Source organism: Hamadaea sp. NPDC051192, assembly GCF_040682475.1.
Lineage (GTDB): Bacteria > Actinomycetota > Actinomycetes > Mycobacteriales > Micromonosporaceae > Hamadaea > Hamadaea flava.
Map to the genome: position 1 here is coordinate 1 of NZ_JBFBAZ010000036.1, position 22,406 is coordinate 22,406.

General features: G+C 70.5%; 20 protein-coding genes. 13 read left to right on the forward strand and 7 right to left on the reverse strand.

Annotation, left to right across the window (positions count from 1 at the left end; genetic code table 11):
• The 3 genes from AB0M47_RS17575 to manA all read left to right on the forward strand — a co-directional run.
• On the forward strand, positions 1–965 hold a 965-nt coding region (locus AB0M47_RS17575; protein WP_363414334.1), incomplete at its 5' end, for an SIS domain-containing protein.
• A 109-nt stretch (positions 966–1,074) separates the two neighbouring features.
• On the forward strand, positions 1,075–2,022 hold the full coding sequence (locus AB0M47_RS17580; protein ID WP_363414337.1) for a cation diffusion facilitator family transporter: 948 nt from the start codon (positions 1,075–1,077) through the stop codon (positions 2,020–2,022).
• 53 nt (positions 2,023–2,075) lie between these two features.
• The gene (gene manA / locus AB0M47_RS17585) at positions 2,076–3,215 is read left to right on the forward strand and encodes a mannose-6-phosphate isomerase, class I (RefSeq protein WP_363414340.1); all 1,140 of its coding nucleotides are present in this window, start codon (positions 2,076–2,078) and stop codon (positions 3,213–3,215) included.
• A gap of 13 nt (positions 3,216–3,228) precedes the next feature.
• Here manA and ahcY read toward each other — a convergent pair whose 3' ends face one another.
• Positions 3,229–4,680: an adenosylhomocysteinase gene (gene ahcY, locus AB0M47_RS17590; protein ID WP_253760175.1), complete on the reverse strand. Its 1,452-nt coding sequence runs from the start codon at positions 4,678–4,680 to the stop codon at positions 3,229–3,231.
• A 432-nt stretch (positions 4,681–5,112) separates the two neighbouring features.
• Between ahcY and efeU the strand changes: the two genes are divergently transcribed.
• From efeU to efeB, 3 genes are read left to right on the forward strand one after another with little or no spacing between them, the layout of a single operon-like run.
• Positions 5,113–5,979 (forward strand): iron uptake transporter permease EfeU, encoded by an 867-nt coding sequence (gene efeU, locus AB0M47_RS17595; protein WP_363414344.1) that lies wholly within the window; start codon positions 5,113–5,115, stop codon positions 5,977–5,979.
• A gap of 18 nt (positions 5,980–5,997) precedes the next feature.
• Positions 5,998–7,125 carry an iron uptake system protein EfeO gene (efeO, locus tag AB0M47_RS17600; protein WP_363414347.1) on the forward strand — a complete coding sequence of 376 codons (1,128 nt, stop codon included), beginning with the start codon at positions 5,998–6,000 and terminating at the stop codon, positions 7,123–7,125.
• Positions 7,126–7,135: 10 nt separating this feature from the next.
• A complete protein-coding gene (gene efeB / locus AB0M47_RS17605; RefSeq protein WP_363414350.1) occupies positions 7,136–8,398 on the forward strand; it encodes an iron uptake transporter deferrochelatase/peroxidase subunit in 1,263 nt (420 codons plus the stop codon).
• 107 nt (positions 8,399–8,505) lie between these two features.
• On the opposite strand, the gene AB0M47_RS17610 is transcribed toward efeB, so the two are convergent.
• The gene (locus AB0M47_RS17610; RefSeq protein ID WP_363414353.1) at positions 8,506–9,465 is read right to left on the reverse strand and encodes an RDD family protein; all 960 of its coding nucleotides are present in this window, start codon (positions 9,463–9,465) and stop codon (positions 8,506–8,508) included.
• 150 nt (positions 9,466–9,615) lie between these two features.
• Here AB0M47_RS17610 and AB0M47_RS17615 point away from each other — a divergent pair, with 150 nt between their 5' ends.
• Both AB0M47_RS17615 and AB0M47_RS17620 read left to right on the forward strand, forming a co-directional pair.
• Entirely contained in the window at positions 9,616–10,593 is a 978-nt protein-coding gene (locus AB0M47_RS17615) for a stage II sporulation protein M (RefSeq protein ID WP_363414356.1), read from the forward strand.
• Between the two features lie 35 nt (positions 10,594–10,628).
• Positions 10,629–11,180, forward strand: coding sequence for a GNAT family protein (locus AB0M47_RS17620; protein ID WP_363414359.1), 552 nt, complete (start codon positions 10,629–10,631; stop codon positions 11,178–11,180).
• Between the two features lie 6 nt (positions 11,181–11,186).
• On the opposite strand, the gene AB0M47_RS17625 is transcribed toward AB0M47_RS17620, so the two are convergent.
• Genes AB0M47_RS17625 through AB0M47_RS17645 form a run of 5 tightly spaced genes read right to left on the reverse strand, consistent with a single transcriptional unit; the run spans position 11,187 to position 16,323 of the window.
• Entirely contained in the window at positions 11,187–12,500 is a 1,314-nt protein-coding gene (locus tag AB0M47_RS17625) for a DUF58 domain-containing protein (protein WP_363414362.1), read from the reverse strand.
• Positions 12,497–13,492 carry a MoxR family ATPase gene (locus AB0M47_RS17630; RefSeq protein WP_253760192.1) on the reverse strand — a complete coding sequence of 332 codons (996 nt, stop codon included), beginning with the start codon at positions 13,490–13,492 and terminating at the stop codon, positions 12,497–12,499. The genes AB0M47_RS17625 and AB0M47_RS17630 overlap by 4 nt, the downstream gene beginning before the upstream one ends.
• Positions 13,485–14,873, reverse strand: coding sequence for a DUF4350 domain-containing protein (locus AB0M47_RS17635; protein ID WP_363414365.1), 1,389 nt, complete (start codon positions 14,871–14,873; stop codon positions 13,485–13,487). Before AB0M47_RS17635 ends, AB0M47_RS17630 begins: the two co-directional genes overlap by 8 nt.
• Entirely contained in the window at positions 14,870–15,511 is a 642-nt protein-coding gene (locus tag AB0M47_RS17640; protein WP_363414368.1) for a DUF4129 domain-containing protein, read from the reverse strand. The genes AB0M47_RS17635 and AB0M47_RS17640 overlap by 4 nt, the downstream gene beginning before the upstream one ends.
• On the reverse strand, positions 15,508–16,323 hold the full coding sequence (locus AB0M47_RS17645; RefSeq protein ID WP_363414371.1) for a hypothetical protein: 816 nt from the start codon (positions 16,321–16,323) through the stop codon (positions 15,508–15,510). The genes AB0M47_RS17640 and AB0M47_RS17645 overlap by 4 nt, the downstream gene beginning before the upstream one ends.
• 134 nt (positions 16,324–16,457) lie before the next feature.
• Here AB0M47_RS17645 and mtrA point away from each other — a divergent pair, with 134 nt between their 5' ends.
• The 5 genes from mtrA to raiA all read left to right on the forward strand — a co-directional run bounded on the left by mtrA (position 16,458) and on the right by raiA (position 22,370).
• Positions 16,458–17,147, forward strand: coding sequence for an MtrAB system response regulator MtrA (gene mtrA, locus AB0M47_RS17650; RefSeq protein WP_253760207.1), 690 nt, complete (start codon positions 16,458–16,460; stop codon positions 17,145–17,147).
• A gap of 97 nt (positions 17,148–17,244) precedes the next feature.
• Complete coding sequence (mtrB, locus tag AB0M47_RS17655) at positions 17,245–18,978, forward strand: MtrAB system histidine kinase MtrB (RefSeq protein ID WP_363414374.1); 1,734 nt, start codon at positions 17,245–17,247, stop codon at positions 18,976–18,978.
• Entirely contained in the window at positions 18,978–20,852 is a 1,875-nt protein-coding gene (locus tag AB0M47_RS17660) for a GerMN domain-containing protein (RefSeq protein ID WP_363414376.1), read from the forward strand. Before mtrB ends, AB0M47_RS17660 begins: the two co-directional genes overlap by 1 nt.
• 3 nt (positions 20,853–20,855) lie before the next feature.
• A complete protein-coding gene (locus AB0M47_RS17665; protein ID WP_363414380.1) occupies positions 20,856–21,617 on the forward strand; it encodes a ComF family protein in 762 nt (253 codons plus the stop codon).
• A gap of 153 nt (positions 21,618–21,770) precedes the next feature.
• Positions 21,771–22,370, forward strand: a complete 600-nt coding sequence (gene raiA / locus AB0M47_RS17670) for a ribosome-associated translation inhibitor RaiA (protein WP_253760212.1) — start codon at positions 21,771–21,773, stop codon at positions 22,368–22,370.
• The last annotated feature ends 36 nt before the right edge of the window (positions 22,371–22,406 follow it).

Here is a 22,406-nt window from a genome sequence, read left to right on the forward strand (position 1 = left end):
CCCGCAGCGGCGACGTCCTCGCGACCGTCGCCGGGCCGCGCTGCCCGGTGCCGGTGCTGGCGCATCGCAGCTCGGGCGTACCGGGCTGGGTCGGCGCGGCCGACGTCGTGATCGCCGTGTCGGCCAGTGGCCGGTCCCCGGAAGCCCTGGCGGCGGCCGAGGCGGCCACTCGGCGGGGTGCTCGGCTCGTCGCGATCGGCGCACCCGACTCGCCCTTGCAGTCGGTGGCCGAACGGGGCCGGTCGCCGTTCGTTCCGGTGCCCCGGCGGGCCCCGGCGCGCGCCAGCCTGTGGGCGCTGACCGTCCCGGTGCTGCTCGCGGCGCGGGCGCTCGGCCTGGTGAAGGTCACGGAGGCGGACCTCGCCGAGACGGCGTCGCGGTTGGACGCCGACGCGGACCGGTGCCGCCCGACGGCGGAGAGCTTCGTGAACCCGGCCAAGACGATGGCGTTGTCCCTGGCCGGGTCGGTGCCCGTGGTCTGGGGTTCGTCCCCGCTGGCCACGATGGCCGCGCGCCGGTTCGGCGACACGTTGTCGGCGAACGCCCGCTATCCCGTGGTCACCGGCGAACTCGGTGAGGCCGGCCGGGGCCGGGTCGGTCTGCTCGACGGCTACTTCGGCGCGCTCGCAGAGTCGCAGCGCGACATCTTCGCCGACCCCGACGACGAGGAGGAGGCGGGCAGCCGCCTGTCCGTGACGCTGTTGCAGGACGGCGGTCTGGCCGACGACGAGATCAGCGCGCCGGCCGGCGTCGAGGAGCGCCGGATCGAGGCGGTTCAGGAGATCTGCGAACGCCGGGGGATTCGCTGGACCCTGCTCACCGCGGAGGGCGGTTCGGTGCTGGAGCGGTTCGCCTCACTGGTGGCGGTACCCGATTTCGCGTCGATCTATTTGAGCCTGGCGCACGGGCTCGACCCGATGGCGGTGCCGGCCGTCACGGAACTGAAGGAAAAGCTGCGCGGCTGAGAAAGCGCCGGTTCAGGGTTCAGTGTCTTGACGCAAGATCGGACACTGAACCCTGTTCTGCCGCCGGGGGGAGCCGGAGGCACGTGATCAGAGAGGGAATGAAGCAAGCGTGAGCGCTGGTGGAGGCACCAAAGCGGTCGTGGCGGCACTGGCCGCCAACTTGGGCATCGCGACCACGAAGTTCATCGCGGCGGCGCTGAGCGGCTCGTCGTCGATGCTGGCGGAGGCGATCCACTCGGTCGCCGACTCCGGGAATCAGGTGCTGCTGCTGTTCGGCGGGAAACGCGCCCAGCGCGCGGCGACTCCCCAGCACCCGTTCGGGTACGGACGGGAGCGGTACATCTACAGCTTCATCGTCTCGATCGTGCTGTTCAGCGTCGGTGGTCTGTTCGCCCTGTACGAGGCGTACCACAAGTGGCACGACCCGCACCCGATCACGGCGTGGGCGTGGCTGCCGATCGCCGTCCTGGTCGTCTCGATCATCTTGGAAGGCCTGTCGTTCCGGACCGCCATCAAGGAGTCCAACCTCATCCGCGGCCGGGTGAGCTGGGTGCAGTTCATCCGCCGGGCCAAGGCGCCGGAGCTGCCGGTGGTCCTGCTGGAGGACCTGGGCGCGCTGATCGGCCTGGTCTTCGCCCTGTTCGGCGTCTCGATGACGCTGCTGACCGACGACGGTCGCTGGGACGCGGCCGGCACGGCGATGATCGGCGTACTGCTGGTGGCGATCGCGGTGGTGCTCGCCGTCGAGACCAAGAGTCTGCTGCTCGGCGAGTCCGCGACAGACACCGACGTCGCCGCCATCGAGCAGGCGATCCTGGCCGGCGACGAGGCCGAGCGGATCATCCACATGCGAACGCTGCACCTCGGTCCCGAGGAGTTGCTGGTCGCCGCGAAGATCGCGATTCGGCACGAGGACTCCGCCGACCACATCGCGCATGGCATCGACGCCATCGAGCAACGCATCCGCGCGGCCGTGCCGATCGCCCGGGTCATCTACCTGGAGCCGGACATCTACGAGGCGGGCCGCCAGCCGAAGCAGGCCGTCGAGGAACACTGAAAAGCACCGACAAGCACAGCCGAGCACCGAGAAGCACAGAGGAAACACTGAGCATGCGACCCCTCGCCAGCCCGATTCAGCCCTACGCCTGGGGTTCCCGGACCGCCCTCGCCACGTTGCAGGGGCGGTCCGTGCCCAGTGCCGGTCCGGAAGCCGAACTGTGGATCGGGGCGCATCCCAGCGCGCCGGCCCGGCTGCCGGACGGGCGCGGGCTGGACGAGGCGATCGCCGCCGACCCGCGCCCGGCGCTGGGCCCAGCTCTCGACCGCTTCGGCCCGCGGCTGCCGTACCTGCTCAAGGTGCTCGCCGCGGAACAGCCGCTGTCCTTGCAGGCCCACCCCGACCTGCCGACCGCCCAAGCGGCGTTCGCGGCCGGGCATCCGAGCTATGTGGACGCCAATCACAAGCCGGAGCTGCTGGTGGCGGCCACGGAGTTCGATGCCCTGTGCGGCTTCCAGCCGGCCTCCGTGGGCGCGGCCCGGCTCGCGGGGCTCCAGATCGCCAAGCTCGACCCAGTGGTACGCGCACTGGCGGCCGGCGATCTCCGGTCAGCGGTCGAGCAGTTGCTGACGTGGCCGGAGCCCGACCGGGCCGGGCTGGTGGCCGACGTCGTCGCGGCGGCCGGCGAGCACCCCGAGTACGCGGTGGCCCGGCGGCTGGCCGAGTACTACCCGGGTGACGTCGGCGTCGTGGTCGCGTTGCTGCTCAACTTCGTCACACTCCAGCCGGGCGAGGGCATCTGGATGCCGGCCGGCAACCTCCACGCGTACCTGCGGGGGACCGGTGTGGAGATCATGGCGGCCAGCGACAACGTCCTGCGGGGCGGTCTGACGCCCAAGCACGTCGACGTCCCCGAACTGTTGCGGGTGCTGGTCTTCGAGCCGCTGCCCGACCCGGTGCTACGGCCCGTCCGGCTGGCCGAGGGCGAAGGGTGGTCCGTCGACACCTGGCCGGTGCCGATCGAGGACTTCGCGCTGCGCCGGGTCACCTTGACCGGAGCAGCGGTGCGGCTCGATCCGGTCGGCCCGCGTACCCTTCTGTGCCTGAGTGGCGAGGTGGTGGTCGCGGACCGCGCGGGCAGTGTGGACCTGAAGCCGGGTTTCGCGGCCTTCGGAAACGCCGACGCCGGCCAGCTGGAGCTGACCGGCGCCGGAGAGGTGTTTCTGGCTGAGGTGTCTCAGCCGCGGAGCTGACTTAGCCGATTGGCTAGTAGCGGTAGTGGTCCGCCTTGTACGGGCCCTCGACCGGGATGCCCAGGTAGTCCGCCTGGTCCTTGGTGAGCTGGGTGAGCTTGACGCCCAGCGCGTCCAGGTGCAGGCGGGCGACCTTCTCGTCCAGGTGCTTCGGCAGCACGTAGACGCCGATCGGGTACTGGTCCGTCTTCGTGAACAGCTCGATCTGGGCGATGGTCTGGTTCGTGAAGCTGTTGCTCATCACGAAGCTCGGGTGACCGGTCGCGTTGCCGAGGTTCAGCAGGCGGCCCTCGGACAGCACGATGATCGAGTGGCCGTCCGGGAACACCCACTCGTCGACCTGCGGCTTGATGTTGACCTTGTGGACGCCCGGCAGCTTCGCGAGGCCGGCCATGTCGATCTCGTTGTCGAAGTGGCCGATGTTGCCGACGATCGCGTTGTGCTTCATCTGCGCCATGTGGTCGGCGGTGATGACGTCCTTGCAGCCGGTCGAGGTGACGAAGATGTCCGCAGTGGACACGACGTCCTCGAGCGTGGCGACCTGGTAGCCGTCCATCGCGGCCTGCAGCGCGCAGATCGGGTCGACCTCGGTGACGATGACCCGGGCGCCCTGGCCGCGCAGCGACTCGGCGCAGCCCTTGCCCACGTCGCCGTAGCCCGCGATGACCGCGACCTTGCCGCCGATCAGCACGTCGGTGGCGCGGTTGATGCCGTCGATCAGCGAGTGGCGGCAGCCGTACTTGTTGTCGAACTTGCTCTTGGTGACCGAGTCGTTGACGTTGATCGCCGGGAAGAGCAGCGAGCCGGCGGCCTGCATCTCGTAGAGCCGGTGCACGCCGGTCGTGGTCTCCTCGGTGACGCCCTTGATCTGCCCGGCGACCGTGGTCCAGCGCTTCGCGTCCTCGGTGAGCGACCGCTGCAGCACCTTGAGGATGATCGCGTATTCCTCGGAGTCGGCGGTGTCGGGCGACGGGACGGCGCCGGCCGCCTCGAACTGCGCGCCCTTGTGGACGAGCAGGGTGGCGTCGCCGCCGTCGTCCAGGATCATGTTCGGGCCTTCACCGCCCGGCCAGAGCAGAATCTGCTCGGTGCACCACCAGTACTCCTCCAGCGTCTCGCCCTTCCAAGCGAAGACCGGCACACCTGAGGGCTGCTCGACGGTGCCCTCCGGGCCGACGACGACCGCGGCCGCCGCGTGGTCCTGCGTGGAGAAGATGTTGCAGCTGGCCCAGCGCACCTCGGCGCCGAGCGCCACGAGCGTCTCGATGAGGACGGCCGTCTGGATCGTCATGTGCAGCGAGCCGGTGATCCGAGCGCCGCGCAGCGGCTTCGTCTCGCCGAACTCACGGCGCATGGCCATCAGACCGGGCATCTCATGCTCGGCGAGCTGGATCTCCTTACGCCCGAAGGCGGCCAGAGAGAGATCGGCGACCTTGTAGTCACCGGTGGTCAGGATGCGGGTCATGTACAGAACTCCTGTCGGTCGGCTGACCAGTGCCGGGCTTCCCGGCGGTGCTTCCGAGTTGAGCGTACCGGCCGGTCCCCGGCCGCCTCGTCTCGGCAGGTACTGACGTCAGTTCCTCGACAGACATGCGTACGCCGGTGGTCAGCCGCTCGTGGACCTTCCACGATCGGGCGACCACCGGCGTACATCCCCCCGGTTTGGTTCCCCGCGCGTACCGCCGGGATCGCTCCCGGGTTAACGCTGCGTGGTTACAGCCTCACACCACGTAAGGGACATGTCAAGCAAAACGGAGAAATCACCGTCGCGTCCGGTGTGGTGCGGTTCATGTGCCGTTCCTCAACGGCAGCTTGACGTCCCCCGGGCCCTTGGCCTTAAGGTATGGCTGCCCTAACTTAGGTTCAGCTAACGTCCCTCGATTCTCCGGAGTGCGCCATGTCCGGCAACGTCTTCCTCCCGGCGTACCTCACCGGTCTCCGTGAGGGGCTGGAGGCCGCGCTGGTCGTCACGATCCTCGTCGGCTTCCTCGTCAAATCCGACCGCCGCCGTCAGCTCCCGCTCGTCTGGGCCGGGGTCGGGGTGGCGGCCGCGCTCTCGATCGGGGTCGTCCTCGCCCTCGGCTACGCCTCCGAGGTGCTGACCGGGCCGGGCCGGGAGCTGTTCGAGGCGATCACCTCGGTCGTCGCCGTCGTCTTCGTGACCTGGATGATCTTCTGGATGCGCAAGGCCGCCCGGTCGATCGCCGGTCAGCTGCGCGCCAAGCTCACCGACGCGATCAACCTCGGCCCGATCGCCGTCGTCGTGGTCGCCTTCCTCGCGGTCGCCCGGGAGGGCGTGGAGACGGCCGTCATCTTCATGGGCATCGTCCAGCAGTCCCCGACCGTGTGGCCGGTCCTCGGCATCACCGGCGGCCTGCTCACCGCGGCTGCGCTCGGCTTCGGCCTGTACGCCAGCATCCTGCGGATCAACCTGACCAAGTTCTTCACCTGGACCGGTCTGCTGCTGATCCTGGTGGCCGCCGGGATCTTCAAGTACGGCGTACACGACTTCCAGGAGGCCGGCGTGCTGCCGGGGCTGTCGACGAAGGCGTTCGACATCAGCGGCGTGCTCGACCCCACCACCTGGTACGCCTCGTTGCTCTCCGGGATGTTCAACATCACCCCCGAGCCGACCGTGCTCGAAGTCGTCGCCTGGGTCGCCTACGTGATCCCGGTCCTGATCCTGTTCCTGTTGCCCGCCAAGGCCAAGCGGCCCGCCCCCACCGGGCAGCCCGCCGGAGCCGCCCCCACGTCCGCTCGCTGAGCTCTGGAGACCCCGATCATGCGTAAGCACCTTCTCGTACCGGCCGCGCTGCTGGGCCTGACCGCGTTCGGCCTGACCGGCTGTGGCAAGGACGAGCCCACCTCGACCGGCGAGGCCGGCGGTCCGATCGCGGTCACGGCCAGCGACTCCGCCTGTGAGGTCGGGCGGGCCGAGAGCGCCGCCGGCACGGTCAGCTTCAAGATCAGCAACACCGGCTCGAAGGTCAACGAGTTCTACATCTACGCCTCGGGCGACCGGGTCATGGGCGAGAAGGAGAACATCCTGCCCGGCGTACCGGTGGAGCTGCACGTCGAGCTGCCGGCCGGGACCTATGAGGCGGCCTGCAAGCCGGGCATGGTCGGCGACGGCATCCGCAGCAAGTTCACGGTGACCGGGTCGGCCGCGCCGTTGACCTCCGACCAGAAGCTCGCCGACGCCACCACGAGCTACCAGCGTTACGTGAAGAGCCAGACCGACGCCCTGCTGGTGAAGACGGAGGAGTTCGTCAACGCCGTCAAGGCGGGCGACGTCGCGAAGGCCAAGGCGCTGTTCCCGGTCGCCCGTACCTATTGGGAGCGCATCGAGCCGGTCGCGGAGATCTTCGGCGACCTCGACCCGAAGATCGACGGCCGCGAGGACGTCGTCACCGAGGGCATGGCCTTCACCGGATTCCACCGGATCGAGAAGGACCTGTGGACGAGCGGGGACATCAGCAAGGACGGCCCGATCGCCGACCAGCTGCTGACCGACGTCAAGGAGATCGTCACCAAGGCCAATGCGGAGAAGTTGTCCCCGCTCCAGCTCGCCAACGGCGCGAAGGAGCTGCTGGACGAGGTCGCCACCGGGAAGATCACCGGCGAGGAGGACCGCTACTCGCACACCGACCTGTGGGACTTCGCCGCCAACGTCGAGGGCTCGAAGGCGGCCGTCGCCGCTCTGCGCCCGGCGCTGGAAGAGCGCAGCCCGGACCTGGTCACCAAGCTCGACGCCGCGTTCAAGACGGTGGAGACCACGCTGGCCAAGCACCGCGCGGGCGACGGCTGGAAGCTGCACAACCAGCTGAGCCAGGCCGAGTTGAAGGAACTGTCCGACGTGATCAACGCCCTGGCCGAGCCGATCAGCCAGGTCGCGGGCGCGATCAAGTAGGGGGCTGGGCATGGTTTCTCGGCGCAAGGCGCTGACGTTGGCCGGAGTCGGCGTGGCAGGCGCGGCCGGCGTCGCCGCCACCGCGTCGGTGCTCAGCGGCGGCGGCGAGTCCGCGACCGCGTCCGGCACGGCGGCGGACGCCATCACGTTCTACGGCGAGCACCAGGCCGGCATCGTCACCCCCGCACAGGACCGCCTGCACTTCGTGGCGTTCGACGTGATCACCAAGGATCGCGCCGACCTCATCGAGCTACTGCAGAAGTGGACCGCGGCGGCGGCCCGGATGACCGCCGGGCACGACGCCGGCGTGATCGGCGCCGTCAGCGGGATCGCCGAGGCGCCACCGGACGACACCGGCGAGGCGCTCGGCCTGCCGCCCAGCGGGCTCACGCTGACCATCGGCTTCGGCCCGAGCCTGTTCCGGACGGCCGACGGCGTGGACCGCTTCGGCCTCGCCGCCCGGCGTCCGGCCGCCCTCGACGAGCTGCCCGCCTTCCGCGGCGACGCGCTCAAGCCGGAGATCTCCGGCGGCGACCTGTGCATCCAGGCCTGCGCCAACGATCCCCAGGTCGCCGTGCACGCCATCCGGAACCTCGCCCGGATCGGGTTCGGCAAGGTGACCATGCGCTACTCGCAGCTGGGCTTCGGGCGTACCTCGTCGACGTCGCGCGCCCAGGCGACCCCGCGCAACCTCATGGGCTTCAAGGACGGCACGAACAACCTCAAGGCCGAGGACGGCGACCTGCTCACCGAGCACCTCTGGGCCGCGCCCGCCGATGGGACACAGTGGATGGCCGGCGGCAGCTACCTGGTCACCCGCAAGATCCGGATGGTCATCGAGACCTGGGACCGCACCTCGCTCGGCGAGCAGGAGGCGATCATCGGCCGGAACAAGGGCGAAGGCGCACCGCTCGGCCACGCCAAGGAATTCGACCAGATCGACTTCGCCCGCAAGGGAGCCGACGGCGGACCGGCGATCCCGATGGACGCCCACGTCCGGCTCGCGCACCCCGAACAGAACGGCGGCGTACGCCTCCTCCGGCGCGGCTACAACTTCGTGGACGGTTCGGACCCCCTCGGCCGGTTGGACGCGGGGTTGTTCTTCATCGCGTACCAGCGGGATCCGCGGAAGCAGTTCGTGCCGGTGCAGCGCGGGCTGGCCAAGTCGGACACGCTCAACGAGTACATCCGCCACGAGTCGAGCGCGGTGTGGGCGTGCCCTCCCGGCGTCACCGGACCGCAGGATTTCTGGGGCCGCGCCCTCTTCGCCTGACCGAGTTCCGTCGCCTCCGGCGTCGGCGCTGGATCACGGTTCTCAGTCGAATCTTGGCCCAAGATTCGACACGGAACCCTGATCCAGCGCGAAAGCAACCCGCGCGGCTAGGAGTGGGGGGCGGGCGAGCGGGGAGCCGGCGGGCGCACGGTGCCCGGGCTGCCGGTCGGGTAGGCCGTCGGCCAGGGGGCTGGGGCGGTCCACGGTTGCTGCGTCAGCGGCGGAAGCTGGGGGAACAGTTCGGGCCACAGGGTCGCGTGGGCGGCGCGGGCGGCCGACAGCCGCGCAGCGGTCCGGCGATGCCGCTCGCCCAGCACCGCGGCCAGGTACGCCCAGCCCGGGGTGTTCGGCGGGGGCGGCGGGTTCGTCTTGGCGAGCACCTCACCGGCCAGCCGCATGCCGAGCCTGGTCCGGAACGGTTCCTTCAGTTGCCGGCTGCGGGCCAGGAAGTGGCGTACCGACAGGGCCAGTTCGTCGTCGAGACCGGTCAGGTCGAGGGTCGCCGCCCAGGCCGCCAGCGGTGGTGGGGTGACCGGGATCCAGCCCCAGGTCGCCGGGGAGCGCTCGTGGATGACCAGCGTCCCGGCGGCCAGGTCGCCGAGGCGTTTGCTCTGTGGATTCGTGGCCATCGTGATGAGGCTGGCGGCCCAGGTGACCAGCGGCATCAACAGGCCGGGCCATTCGACCGCCGCACCGATCAGCGCCCGGACGACCGCGTGCCGGAACCTGATCGGGCCCCCGTCGTCCCGCACCACGCGCAGGCCCATCACGAACTTGCCGGGCGTGCGGCCTTGCGTCACTGTCTCCCACACCGCCTGATGCCCGACGAACACCGTCACGATGATGAGCACCCAGGCGGTCCCGCCCAGGGCGGCGTCGGCCAGCCCGGTCGCGGCCAGCCCGATCAGCGCGACGAGCGCCAGCACCACGAACGTCGCGAACTGCGAGATCATGTCGATGAGCAGGGCCAGCACCCGCGATCCGGCGCGTGCCACCCGGATGTCCAGGTGCACCGCCTCGCCGCTGACCAAGCCGTCCGTGGGCGGCTCGGCGATCGCCGTGGTCATCTGTCTCCCCATGTCGTACGCGGAACGCTCCCCAGGTCGTACGCGGACAGCGCGAGGGTCTGCCGAGCGGGCAGCCGCAGTCTACGCTGTGGCTGCCGCCGGGGAGTGCTCGCGCGAGCCGCCAGGAGTGCAGTCGGCCGGGGAGGACAAGTGGATCTTGACGCGTTCGTCGCGGAGCACACGGCCGAGTGGCGGCGGCTGGAGGTGCTCAGCCGGCGGCGTCGGCTGACCGCCCGGGAGGCCGACGAACTCGTGGTGCTCTACCAGCGCGCGGCCACCCACTTGTCGGTCGTTCGCAGCCGCCTGCCCGATCCCTCGCTCGTCGCGCGGCTGTCCCGCCTCGTGCTCACCGCGCGGGCGGCGGTGACCGGCGGCTCGGCGTTCTCCTGGCGCTCGGTCGGCCGGTTCTTCACCCACGGCTTTCCGCTGGTCGTCTACCGGGCCCGGCGCTGGTGGATCAGCGTCGCCCTGATCTTCGTCGCGGTCGCCGGGTTCTTCGGCTTCTGGTTCGGCACTCATCCCGAGGCGCTGGCCGTCCTGATGTCGGACGACGCCGCGCAGGCCATCGTGGACGATCAGTTCGAGAGCTACTACAGCACGTACGCCGCACCCAGTTTCGCGGCGCAGGTGTGGAGCAACAACGCCTGGGTCGGCGCGCAGTCGTTCGCCGGCGGCATCCTGTTGCTGCCGGCGGCGTACGTGTTGTTCCAGAACGCCTTGAACCTCGGGCTGATGGGCGGCCTCATGGTCAGCCGGGGGAGAGGCGACCTCTTCTTCGGGCTCATCGCGCCGCACGGCCTGCTGGAGCTGACCGCCATCTTCGTCGCGGCCGGACTGGGTCTGCGGATCGGCTGGTCGGCCATCGCACCGGGGCCGGAGTTGAGCCGGGCCGCCGCGGTCGCCCGATCCGCCCGGACCGGGATGGTGGGCGTACTGGGGTTGGTGGCGGTCTTCGCCGTCGCCGCGTCGCTGGAAGCCTTCGTCACGCCGTCGCCGCTGCCGCTGGTGGTCAAGGACGCGATCGGCGTACTGGTGTTGATCGGCTTCTTCGCGTACGTCACGATCCGGGGCCGGGCGGCCGAGGCGGAGTCCTTCGAAGCCGACGTTCCCGACGTTCCCGACGCCTGATCCCGCCACCAGCGCGGCCGTGATAGGAAGCTCGCATGCTGACAGGTGGCAAGGTCGGGCTCCGGGCCCGGCATGAGGACGACCTCCCGATCCTGCGGACCGAGCTGTTCAACGACGTGGTCAACGCCGCGCGGGCGGACGGCTCGCCGTGGCGGCCGATCGCGCCCGGCTCGACGGATCGACGGCTCGTCGTGGACGACAACAACCAGAGCGTCGTCCCGTTCTCCGTGGTGGAGCTGGCGGGCGGGACGCTGGTCGGCACGGCGACGCTGTGGGGAATCGACAACCATCACCGATCCGCACACATCGGCCTGGGGCTGCTGCCGGCCGCCCGGGGAAAGGGTTACGGCACCGACGTGGTCTCTGTGCTGTGCTACTACGGATTCGCCGTCCGCGGCCTGCATCGGTTGCAGATCGAGACGCTGGTGGACAACGCCGGGATGCTGCGCGCCGCCGAGCGCAACGGTTTCGTCCGCGAGGGGGTACTGCGGTCCTCGGCCTGGGTGCTGGGCGAGTTCCTGGACGAGGTGCTGCTCGGTCTTCTCGTCGAGGACTGGAAACCGGCCGCCCCGGACACCCGGAGCTGACCCGGATCAGAGTTTGCCGGTCGCCTTCAGCTCCAGGTAGACGTCGGTGACCCGGGAGGGGAACACGTCCGCCGCGGCGTCGAGGACGCGTACGCCGTGCCGCGTGAGCGAGCGGACCACGCGGTCGCGATCCTCCCGTGCCCGCAGTCCGGCGACCCGGCGGTAGACGGCGGTGGCGTCGGCCGGAGCCGTGCCGACCAGCTCGCCGATGACCGGGTCGTGCAGCGCGGCGACCAGGACGGTGTGCCGGGCGGCCAGCCGGGGCAGCACCGGCAGCAGACCCTCGCCGAGCGCACCCGGTTCCAACGCCGTGAACAGCACGATGAGGCTGCGCTTGCGTTCGGTCCGCAGCACTTCGCTGATCACCAGCTCGAAGTCCGTCTCGGCGGTCGCCGGATGCAGCGGCGCCAGCGCGTCGACCAACCGGGGCAGCAGCGTATGCCCGGTCGACCGGGTCACCTGAGCGCGTACGCGCTCGTCGGCGGCGATCAGGTCCACCTGGTCCCCGGCGTGCTGGGCGACCGTGGCGAGCAGCAGCGCCGCCTCGATGGCGTGCTCGATCCGGGGCTCGTCGCCGATCCGGACCGCGCTGGTCCGCCCGGTGTCGAGCACGCAGACGACTCGGCGGGACCGTTCCGGACGCCACGTACGCACGACGACGTCGTTGCGGCGAGCGGTGGCGCGCCAGTCGATCGACCGGACGTCGTCGCCGACCACGTACTCCCGCAGGGCGTCGAACTCCGTGCCCTGGCCGCGCCCGCGAATGGTGGTCGCCCCGTCGAGCGTACGCAGCTTGGCCAGCTTCTCCGGCAGGTGTTTGCGCGACTCGAACCGGGGCAGGACGCGTACCGTCCAAGGTGGAGTCATCGCGTCCGCCCGCGCGTGGCGTACCTGTCGGAAGGCGAAGCCCAAGGGACCGTAGGCCCGCAGCGTGACGCGCACCGCCGGGCGGTCACCGCGGCGCGTGGGCGTGATCGCGGTCGTGACCACCGCGGTGGCCTCCGCGGCCAGCTCGACCCGATGTGAGTAGGGCGTGGCGCCGGCCGACGGGGTCCACGCGTCGCGGACGTCGAGCCGGTACGCGTCCCCGGTCGGATTGCCCAGGACGAGCTGGACCTCGCCGGTCTCGCCGAGCCGCAGCACCGTGGTACCGGCGCGGCTGAGCCGGATCGCGCCGGGGTCGGCGGTGAGCAGCAGGTCCAGCAGGCACACGCCGGCCACCACGACGGCGACGCCGAGCAGGGCGAGCCACGGCCAGGGCCAGATCCACACGGTGGACAGGCCCAGCCCGAACAACAGCACCGGCCGCCAGGTGATCATCGGGGCGTCGGCACTCCGGCGAGGACGGTGTCGAGCACCGCGTCCGGGGTGACGCCTTCCAGCTCGGCTTCGGGCCGCAGCCGCAGCCGGTGCCGCAGGGTCGGCCGGGCCATGATCTTGACGTCGTCCGGGGTGACGTGATCCCGGCCGGACAGCCAGGCCCAGGCCTTGGCCGTGTTCAGCAGGCTGGTCGCACCGCGCGGCGACGCGCCCAGCTCGACGCTGGGCGTCACTCGCGTGGCACGGCACAGGTCCACCAGATACGCCAGTACGCCGTCGGCCACGGTCACCTTGCGGACGGCGTCCCGGGCCCCGGCCAGGTCGGCCGCGCCCGCCACGGCGGTGAGCCCGGCGCCGTCGAGGTCGCGCGGGTCGAAGCCGAGGTGGTGGTTCCGGACGACGCCCAGCTCCTCGTCGCGAGTGGGCAGCGGCACGGTCAGCTTCAGCAGGAACCGGTCGAGCTGCGCCTCCGGCAGGGGATAGGTGCCCTCGTGCTCGATCGGGTTCTGGGTCGCCGCGACGAGGAAGGGGTCGGGCAGCTTCCGGGCGACGCCGTCGACCGAGACCTGCCGCTCCTCCATCACCTCCATCATCGCGGCCTGCGTCTTCGGCGGCGTGCGGTTGATCTCGTCGGCGAGCAGCAGGTTGGTGAAGACCGGCCCCTCACGGAACTGGAAGTTCGCGCCGCGCGGGTCGTAGATCAGCGAACCCGTGACGTCGCCCGGCATCAGGTCGGGGGTGAACTGCACTCGCTTGAAGTCCAATGACAGCGCGGCCGAGAACGATCGCACCAGCAGCGTCTTGGCCACCCCGGGCGGGCCCTCCAGCAGCACGTGCCCACCGCAGAGCAGCGCGATCGCCAGACCCGCGACAGTGCCGTCCTGCCCGACGACGGCCTTGCCGACCTCGCCACGCAGCCGCGCGAAGGCCGCGCGGGCCGCGTCGGCGTGCACCGGGGCGGTGACCGGTTCGGCGGTGTTCAGCTCAACCACGGTTCTCTCCTTGGGGTGGTGCGGTCACCAGGGCCAGCAGGGCGTCCAGCCGGGCGGCCAGCGCCACCAGCTCGGCGTCCTTCTTCGGCAGGTCGTCGGCCAGAACGGCCAGGTAGTCGGCGGGATCGCCACCATGCTGGGTGGCGATCGCGGTGGCGACCGCTTCGGCCTCCGCCGTCGGCGGCAGTCCCACCGCGACCGCGATCTGCGGCCCGACGGTACGCCGCATGGTCTGCGCGCCGCTCAGCATGGCGCCGGCGCGTTGATAGAGCCGGGCGCGCCCGAGCACCGTCTCGGCACCGCGTACGCGGAACGGCAGGGGCTCGGCGACGGGCGGGCCGAGCCGACGGGCGGCCGCCACGGCGAGCAGCACGACGAGGAGCGCCAAGCCGGCCAGAGTCGCCCAGAACCACGGCGGAAGCGCGTCGAACAGCGTCGGCGGATCGGGCGGGGACGCACTGTCCTCTTCGGGTTGGCCGGATGCCTCGCCGGAGCCCTGCTCGGTCTGGCCTGTGCCGGATCCGGAGCCCGAGCCCTGGCCGTCGCCGGAACCTTCACCGGTTCCGTCACCCGTGCCCCCTCCGCCCGGCGCCAGCGACGGCGGTACGCCGTCCGAACCGGGCGAGGCGTTCGGGTCGACCTTCGGGCCGGGCTCGGTCTGGTGCACGTCCAGCCAGACGAGCTTCGGCTGTTGACCGAGCAGTCCGAGGGCGAACCCGAGGTTGTCGTTCTCGTCGAGCCGGTCGTTGCGGAACGGGTCGGCCGAGCCCACCGCGATCAGCTCGGTCAGCTGCCAGCGGACCGCCACGACGCCCTGCTCGTAGCAGTAGCGGCCGTCGTCGAAGGCGGCGTACGCCGAATGCCGGACGGCGGCCGGACCGGCCTGCGTCAGACCGGTGACGACGCAGCCGCCGGGCGGCACGACCGCGGTGGCCCACCGCCGGTCGACCTGCTCGATCGGGGCGTCGGACCGGGTGAGCACCCCGTTGTCCGGCTCGACCAGGACGACGCGCGTCGACGGCGGCATCGAGCGCAGCATCCGCAGATAGTCACGATGCATCAACTCGGGCGCGGGGATCAGCAGCGTCGCGTCCCCCTGGTACGCGGACAGCAGCGCGTCGGACGTGCGAGTCTGCCGCTCCACGTGGACGCCCCGCTCGATGAGGCGGTCGGCGAGGGTCGCCGAGCCCAGCCCGGCCGAGCTGATCGGGGACAGGAAGTCCGGGTCGTCGACCTCCGGCTCGTTGAGCGAGTGGAGGACGAGGGTCGCCACGATCAGCGCCAGGACGACGCCGAACGGGATCGCGATCCGGTGCCATCGACGCTTGGGCTTGGCGACCGGCTTCGCCGCTACCGGAACGGGCTTCTCCAGGACGGTCATCGCGGCGTCACCACACCGTGTACCGGATCGAGTCCACGATGGACCTCGTCGGCGAGCGTACGCATCTGGTCGTCGTGGCCGGCGGTGGCCGGGTGTTCGGCGTACCAGACCTCGCTGAACAGCGCGCTCGCCGAGCGCAGCGACCCGTCGACCTGCGGACGCGCCGAGCCGGCCGCCCGCGCCAGTTCGGTCACCGTCCACCCCGGACGGTTGTCGATCACGCCGTGCTGCACGAGGTCGCGGATGGCCGACCGATACCGCTCACGCAGCGCCTCGGCGTACCGGCCTTCGGCGGCGAGCCGGTCGGCCAGCGTCTGGTAGACGGCGGGCGGCACCTCGGGCAGCTCCTCCTCCGACGCGATCAGCTCCTCGATCTGCTGCTCGACGGTCACGCTCTTGGTCTTGGCCTTGCGCTTCCACGGCCAGCGGAACCTGGGCCGCCGCCACCGCCAGCGCCACTTGGGCCAGCGCAGCCGCCACTTGCGCTTCTCGCCCCGGCGGCGGCGGGGCAGCCAGGCCGGGAAGTAGTACCAGAGCAGCGCCACCGCGGTCGCCAGCAGCAGGAGGATCAGCAGGATCAGGGGCAGCGAGACGAGGTCGCTCAAGAGGGCGACGAACTCGCTCCAGGTGCGGCTCATCGGGCCACCACCAGATGCCCGGGCGTCAGTGCGCCGGGCACCCGGGTCAGCGCGATGTCCAGGCCCTCGGTCCGGATCCGCGTCTCCAGGTGCAGGACCGCGTCCAGACTCGCGAGGTTCGCGTACGCCATGGTGTTGACCAATGCGAAGCAGGCCGCGGTCGCCCACGGTCCGCTGACCCCGACGAGGTCGAGCGCGCTCGCGGCCCCGAATCCGAAGCCCAGGCGCAGCAACAGCCAGGCGAAATACCCCAGCAGGCGGATCGCGGCCGCGCGGGCGCCCGACCGCAGGACCATCTTGACGCCCCGCCCGATGGCCCGCAGTGGTCCGACCCCGTCGATCACCAACGCGGCCACGGTCAGTCCCATCAACGGGTACGCCGGAAGCCATCCCAGAGGCAGCAACGTGAGAGTGAAGGTGACCAGGAACGTCACGAGCACCAGGAGAGCCGCCGAGCCGATGCCGCGCGGCCGGAGCAGGTCACGTGCCCGGAACGGGACGCCGACGGCGGTCGCCGCGACCGCCCGGGCCGCCGGTACGCCGACGAGCGCGATCACGGCCGACTCCATTCCGGTGCCGAGGGCGACGCCCAGCCAGGCCGGGCCGACGATCTCGCCGATCCAGGGGAAGACCGAGCCGTCGAAGAAGTTCTCCCGGATCCATACCATCGCCAGCTGCTCCAGGACGGCCAGCCCGAAGGCGACCGGCAGCAGCACCCGGCCGGCGCCGCGGGTCACCTCCATCGCGGCGTCCAGAAGCTCGCCCACCGTCAGCGGGCGAAGGGGGAGGGAGGGGGAGCGCACGGCGGACATCGTGGCACGATGGCGCCAGCCGTGGGGGTCGGCGCAGGTCTTCTGGGCGAAATGCCGGAAATATCGATCGGCCGATGGGGAAGATCCGCCCGGCGGCTGCGGGAATCGCCCGCCAGGGTGCAATATTGGACGCCATGAGACCCCGGGTCCTGGTAGTCGACGATGATCCCGCGCTGGCCGAGATGCTCGGCATCGTGCTGCGCAGTGAGGGATTCCTGCCCGCCTTCGTAGCCGACGGCGAGCGGGCGCTCGCCGCGTTCCGTGAGGCCAGGCCCGACATCGTCCTGTTGGACCTGATGCTGCCGGGGATGAGTGGCATCGACGTCTGTCGCGCGATCCGGGCCGAATCGGGGATCCCGATCGTGATGCTGACGGCCAAGAGCGACACCGTCGACGTCGTGCTGGGCCTGGAGTCCGGCGCCGACGACTACGTGGTGAAGCCGTTCAAGCCCAAGGAGCTGGTCGCGCGGGTCCGGGCGCGACTGCGCCGCGGCGAGGACTCCGCACCCGAGCTGCTCACCATCGGCCCTCCCGGCAACCAGATCACCATCGACGTCCCGGCGCACACCGTCACCCGGGACGGCGAAGAGGTCAAGCTGACCCCGCTGGAGTTCGACCTGCTGGTCGCGCTGGCCCGCAAGCCCCGTCAGGTCTTCACCCGCGAGGTGCTGCTGGAGCAGGTCTGGGGCTACCGGCACGCCGCCGACACCCGTCTGGTCAATGTGCACGTCCAGCGGCTGCGGGCCAAGATCGAGCCCGATCCGGAGCGGCCGGAGATCATCCTCACCGTCCGAGGTGTGGGGTACAAGGCCGGAACGAGCTGAGCGTCCCACTCCGCCACCGGTCCTCCGCCAGCTACGCGAAGATTCACCCAAATGTCCAGGTGGCTCGACGCGGAATCGGAATTAGGCTGGGTGCCCCATGGACAACCCCTCGACCACCCCCGAGTCCAGCCCGGCCCAGCAGCTGCGCCGGGCTGTCGTCGTGGCCGTCAAACGGACCCTGCGCGCGGCCGGACCCGCCGGTCGGCGTACGGCGAGAGCACTGACCTCGGCTCATCGAGCCTGGCGGCGGTCGCTCCAACTGCGAATGGGATTGATCACGCTCGTCCTGTCCGGATCGCTGGTGGCCGGATTCGGGCTGCTCGTCGCCGAGCGGAACACCACCGCCCAGATCGACGGTGTCCGCCAGGCCACCCGGGAGCAGCTTCGGCTCGGCGCGGAGTACGCCCGCGACCAGCTCTCCAACTACTCGCCGGGGACCGCCGCGAACCGGCAGATCACCGCGATCGTCAACCAGCTCAAGATCACCCCTGAGCAGGGCGGCGGCGTGGTCATCGCGCTGCTCGACGAGGGCGGCCAGGCGACCGACGCGGTCTATCCGGACAAGGCGACGGTTCAGAACGCGATCACCTCCGGGCTGCGTCGCGAGGTCGTGACCAACCACAAGGTCGCCAGCCAGATCGTGTCGGCCGACATCGGCCAGAACGGCATCCGGACCTACCTCGTCTACGGCACCCCGGTGCCGACCCGGTGGGGATACCTCCAGCTCTACTACTTCCAGCCCATGGACAACGCCGAGAGCATCACCAGCGACTTCCGGACGTCGATGGCGTTGCTCGGCATCCTGCTGGTGGCGTTGCTCGTCCTCGTGGTGATGCTGGTGACGCGGCTCGTGGTGAATCCGATCCGGATCGCCGCCCGCACCGCGCAACGTCTGTCGGCCGGCCTGCTCGATCAGCGCATGGAGGTCCGCGGCGAGGACGACCTCGCGATGCTCGCGGCCTCGTTCAACCAGATGGCGGCCAGCCTCCAGCGGCAGATCGTGCGTCTGGAGGAGATGTCGCGGCTCCAGCGCCGGTTCACCTCCGACGTCTCCCACGAGCTGCGTACGCCGTTGACCACCGTCCGGATGGCCGCCGACCTGCTCTACAGCGAACGCGACACGTTCGACCCGGGCATCGCCCGCAGCGCCGAACTGCTTCAGCACGAGTTGGACCGGTTCGAGAACCTGCTCAGCGACCTGCTGGAGATCAGCCGGTTCGACGCCGGGTTCGCCATGCTCGACGCCGAGCCGACCGACCTCGGGCCGATCGTCCTGCGGGTGGTGGACCGGCTCGAATCGGTCGCCGAGCGGGCTGGGGTCGAGGTGGAGATCGCCGTGCCGGAGACGCCGGTCATCGCCGAGGTCGATCCGCGCCGGATCGAGCGGGTGCTGCGCAACCTCATCGGCAACGCGGTCGAGCACGCCGAGGGCCGCCCGGTCGTGGTCACCCTGGGCGTCGACGAGCACGCCGCCGCGGTGACCGTGCGCGACCACGGCATCGGGCTCAAGGACGGCGAGGAGAAGCTCGTCTTCAACCGCTTCTGGCGAGCCGATCCCTCGCGGGCGCGGCAGACCGGCGGCACCGGCCTCGGCCTGTCCATCGCGCTGGAGGACGCCCGGCTGCACGGCGGCTGGCTGGAGGCCTGGGGCGAGCCCGGCAACGGCGCGCAGTTCCGCCTGACCGTCCCGGTACGCGCGGGCGACCGGCTGGCCTCGTCGCCGCTCCAGCTCATGCCGTCGGCCGACGCACCGGTCGCCGACCTGCTCGACGCCGTCCCGAAACAGCCGTCCGAGCCGCCCACCCCCGCCCACCCCGCCGGAGTCGCCTGATGGATCGCCGTACGCTGCTGCGCCTGGCCGGAGCGGGCGCGACCGTCGGCGGACTGAGCGCGTGCGGCATCGCCTCGCACGACGGGATCGTCGTCGACGGCACCGGCCCGGCCCCGATCGGCGGCGCGAGCGGTACGCCGGCCCGTCGCCCCACCTGGGGCGTCGGACTCGAGGCGAAGGCGGTCATCCGCGACTTCTTCTATCAGCCGGCCGGCGACGACGGGCCGGAGCAGGCCCGCGCCCGCTGCCGGGCGTACCTGGGCGGCGAGATCGCGCCGACCTGGAAGCCGGGGAACGAGATCACCGTCATCTGGCTGGATCAGGAGCAGTTCGACGTCGCGATCCCGACGAGCAACGGCGACTCGACCGTGGTCCGGATCGAGTTCTATCCGCTCGGGCGGCTGACCGCCAAGGGCCTCACCCCACTGCCGACGACTCAGCTGATCACTGCGGACGTCTGGGTGACGCCGCGTACGCCGAACGGCAACGACAACGTCATCACGAAGATCGAGTACAAGTCGGGGAGCACCGCCGACGTCAAGAACACCATGCTGTTGTCCTCGTTCGCGCTCTCGCAGCTCTACGACTACCGGGCGCTGTACTTCTTCTCGGCGACCGCGACCAAAGAACTCGTCCCCGACGCGCGCTACGTCTACAAGGCGCCGGACACCCCGTCCCATCGCAAGGCGATCGAGCTGCTGGCGGCGGGCCCCTCGGACTGGCTGGCGGGCATCGTCGCCCAGCCGCTGGAGATGAAGCTCAAGGACACCCCGACCACCGACGGCGGGAAGATCGTCGTCAACCTCAGTCAGTTCGACGTCAAGGAGCCCGAACTCTTCGACCCACTGGTCGCGCAGCTGAGCTGGACGCTGCTCCCCGAGGTCAAGACGATCACCACGCGGGACACCTCGCCGGTCCAGATCAAGGTGGAGAGCGTCGTCAAGGCGGACGCGGGCAAGCCGTACAAGTCCTACAACGCCGCCGCGACAAGGCATCCGGCCAATCGGCTGTTCGCCGTGGCGGACGGCAAGGTACGCCGGATCCGGATCGGCGAGGCCCTCGACCCCAAGGTCACCTTCCTGGACGAGACCATCCCGAACCAGAACCAGGGCATCGAATGGGCCGCCTGCCTGGCGTCCAAGAACGCGCCGGAGGACATCGGCGCGCTCGCGGTCGTGCGGATCGAGGGCAACCGGCCGAAGCTCATCATCTATCCACGGACGGATTCCTCCTCCGAGCCGCGGCAGATCAGGTTCCGCTCGACGCCGGACAAGATCCTCCGGCCGGTCTTCGTCGATCGCGAGAACCTGCTCGCCGTCGCGGACGGAAAGCTGTTCCACGTCCGGACGACTATCGACGCGAATCCGGATCAGATCTCGATTCCGTCCATCAGCGATCCGATCACCGCGTATGCGTTGTCGCCGGAGCGCCGACGGCTGGCGGTGGTCACCTCGGACGGGCTGTTCGTGGTGGCGCTGAGCCGGGAGCTCGAAGGCGACAAGATCAGCGCGGCGGGCGTACGCCGAGTGCCGACCGTCCCGAGCAACCTGACCGGCGTCGGATTCACCGGCGAGTCCTGGCTGGTCGTCGCGGGCTTCCACCGGGGCAACGCGGGGATCATGGAGATCTCGTTGGACGGCGGCGTCATCGGCCGCTCCGGTGGGCAGACCTGGTTGAAGTACCAGGGATTCCCGTCGATCACCTCGCTCATGGCGTACCCGGACAACCCGGATCCCGAGCGGGGCGCCGGGATCGGCCGCGTCGTCTACACCGCGAACAACAGCGCGTACGAGACGCAGACGATCTCCCTCTCGGCGGACGTGATCGGCCCGAAACCCGAGGGCAGAGTGATCAACCCGTTCTTCTTGGAGTGACGCATGCGGGCGTACGAGGCACTGGTGGATCTGCTCCTTCCGACCTCCTGCGCCGGCTGTGACGCCGCCGGGATCTCGTTGCGCGGCGGGGTGTGCGGCGACTGCGTCGCGACCGTGGCCGCGATGCGACCGCACGAGACCCGGCCCACGCCCGCCCCACCCGGATTGCCGCTGTGCGTCAGCCTCGGCCCGTACGCCGACCCGCTGCGCTCGATGATCGTGAGCTTCAAGGACCGGGGCCGCCACCGGCTGGCCAAGCCGCTCGGCGCGCTGCTCGGGGCGGTGGTGGCCGAGGTCGCCGCCGGACGCCCGGTGCTGCTGATCCCGGTGCCCGACACGCCGGGCGCGGCCCGGGAACGACACGGCGACCACATGGCCCGGTTGACCCGGGCGGCTGCCCGGCACCTGCGCGCTGCGGGGACGGCCGCCCTGGTCGCGTACCCGTTGGCGGCGATGCCCCGCGCGGACTCGGCGCATCTGAGCGCCGCGGACCGGGTGGTGACCGCGCAGAGCGCGTTCATGATCCGCGACACGCGGGTAAACAATTTGCGCGCGGCGGCCCGGGGCCGATTGATCTTCGTGCTGGATGATGTGCTCACGACGGGATCGACGCTCGCCGTGGTCTCCAAACGCCTGGCCGAGGTGGATGTCGAGGTGGCGGCGGGGGTGACATTGGCGGCCACCGAACTACGTCGAGACCGTGCCGATTCATGGAGTATGGGGGGTGCCGACCCGAACGGGCGAATCCCAGTAAAACGGTCTTGAGACAAGGGATGACGAGAAGGCGACGAACAGCTAGCGTCAGAGGCCAGAGCAGTTCCACCCGAGAGGGTGAGGGACCAGCGGGAGGGGTTTAGAGACATCGCCCCGAGCGCGGACGCCGGGGCGCCACCACAGGTAGACCGTGGGAGGTCAGGCGTGGACATCGTCGTCAAGGGACGCAACGTCGAGGTGCCCGATCACTACCGGGTGCATGTCGCCGACAAGCTGAGCAAGGTCGAGCGATATGACCAGAAGATCCAGCGAATCGATGTCGAACTATTCCACGAGCGCAATCCGCGGCAGGCGGAGCGCTGCCAGCATGTCGAGATCACGTGTGTGAGCCGGGGGCCGGTCGTGCGGGCCGAGGCGATCTCCGGGGACTTCTACAGCGCGCTGGACCTCGCGAGCACCAAGCTGGAGCAACGTCTGCGCCGGGCGGCCGACCGCCGCCGCGTGCATCGCGGGCGTCGTGCGCCGGTGTCGGTCGCGGCCGCGACCGCCGGACTCGCCTTCGTCGAGCCGGAGCCGCTGGAGTCCGCCGTCCTCGACGACGCCGCCGAGCAGAGCGACGAGCCCTGGCACATCGTGCGCGAGAAGGAGTTCTCGTCCGAGCCCATGACGATCGACGACGCCCTGTACCAGATGGAACTGGTCGGGCACGACTTCTTCCTGTTCAACGACAAGGAATCGGGCCGTCCGAGCGTCGTCTACCGACGCAAGGCCTACGACTACGGCGTGATCACACTCGCGCCCTAGCTCTTCCATCGTCCGCCGTACCGCCGGCCCGCGCCG

What these genes read in the sequence shown, in the direction of transcription:
- AB0M47_RS17620 (WP_363414359.1), top strand. Translation starts at nt 10,629, where the DNA reads ATGCTGACAGGTGGCAAGGTCGGGCTCCGGGCCCGGCATGAGGACGAC.
- mtrA (WP_253760207.1), top strand. Translation starts at nt 16,458, where the DNA reads ATGAGACCCCGGGTCCTGGTAGTCGACGATGATCCCGCGCTGGCCGAG.
- AB0M47_RS17610 (WP_363414353.1), bottom strand. Translation starts at nt 9,465, where the DNA reads ATGACCACGGCGATCGCCGAGCCGCCCACGGACGGCTTGGTCAGCGGC.
- efeB (WP_363414350.1), top strand. Translation starts at nt 7,136, where the DNA reads ATGGTTTCTCGGCGCAAGGCGCTGACGTTGGCCGGAGTCGGCGTGGCA.
- manA (WP_363414340.1), top strand. Translation starts at nt 2,076, where the DNA reads ATGCGACCCCTCGCCAGCCCGATTCAGCCCTACGCCTGGGGTTCCCGG.
- ahcY (WP_253760175.1), bottom strand. Translation starts at nt 4,680, where the DNA reads ATGACCCGCATCCTGACCACCGGTGACTACAAGGTCGCCGATCTCTCT.
- AB0M47_RS17645 (WP_363414371.1), bottom strand. Translation starts at nt 16,323, where the DNA reads ATGTCCGCCGTGCGCTCCCCCTCCCTCCCCCTTCGCCCGCTGACGGTG.
- AB0M47_RS17625 (WP_363414362.1), bottom strand. Translation starts at nt 12,500, where the DNA reads ATGATCACCTGGCGGCCGGTGCTGTTGTTCGGGCTGGGCCTGTCCACC.
- mtrB (WP_363414374.1), top strand. Translation starts at nt 17,245, where the DNA reads ATGGACAACCCCTCGACCACCCCCGAGTCCAGCCCGGCCCAGCAGCTG.
- efeO (WP_363414347.1), top strand. Translation starts at nt 5,998, where the DNA reads ATGCGTAAGCACCTTCTCGTACCGGCCGCGCTGCTGGGCCTGACCGCG.
- AB0M47_RS17665 (WP_363414380.1), top strand. Translation starts at nt 20,856, where the DNA reads ATGCGGGCGTACGAGGCACTGGTGGATCTGCTCCTTCCGACCTCCTGC.
- efeU (WP_363414344.1), top strand. Translation starts at nt 5,113, where the DNA reads ATGTCCGGCAACGTCTTCCTCCCGGCGTACCTCACCGGTCTCCGTGAG.
- AB0M47_RS17640 (WP_363414368.1), bottom strand. Translation starts at nt 15,511, where the DNA reads ATGAGCCGCACCTGGAGCGAGTTCGTCGCCCTCTTGAGCGACCTCGTC.
- AB0M47_RS17635 (WP_363414365.1), bottom strand. Translation starts at nt 14,873, where the DNA reads ATGACCGTCCTGGAGAAGCCCGTTCCGGTAGCGGCGAAGCCGGTCGCC.
- AB0M47_RS17660 (WP_363414376.1), top strand. Translation starts at nt 18,978, where the DNA reads ATGGATCGCCGTACGCTGCTGCGCCTGGCCGGAGCGGGCGCGACCGTC.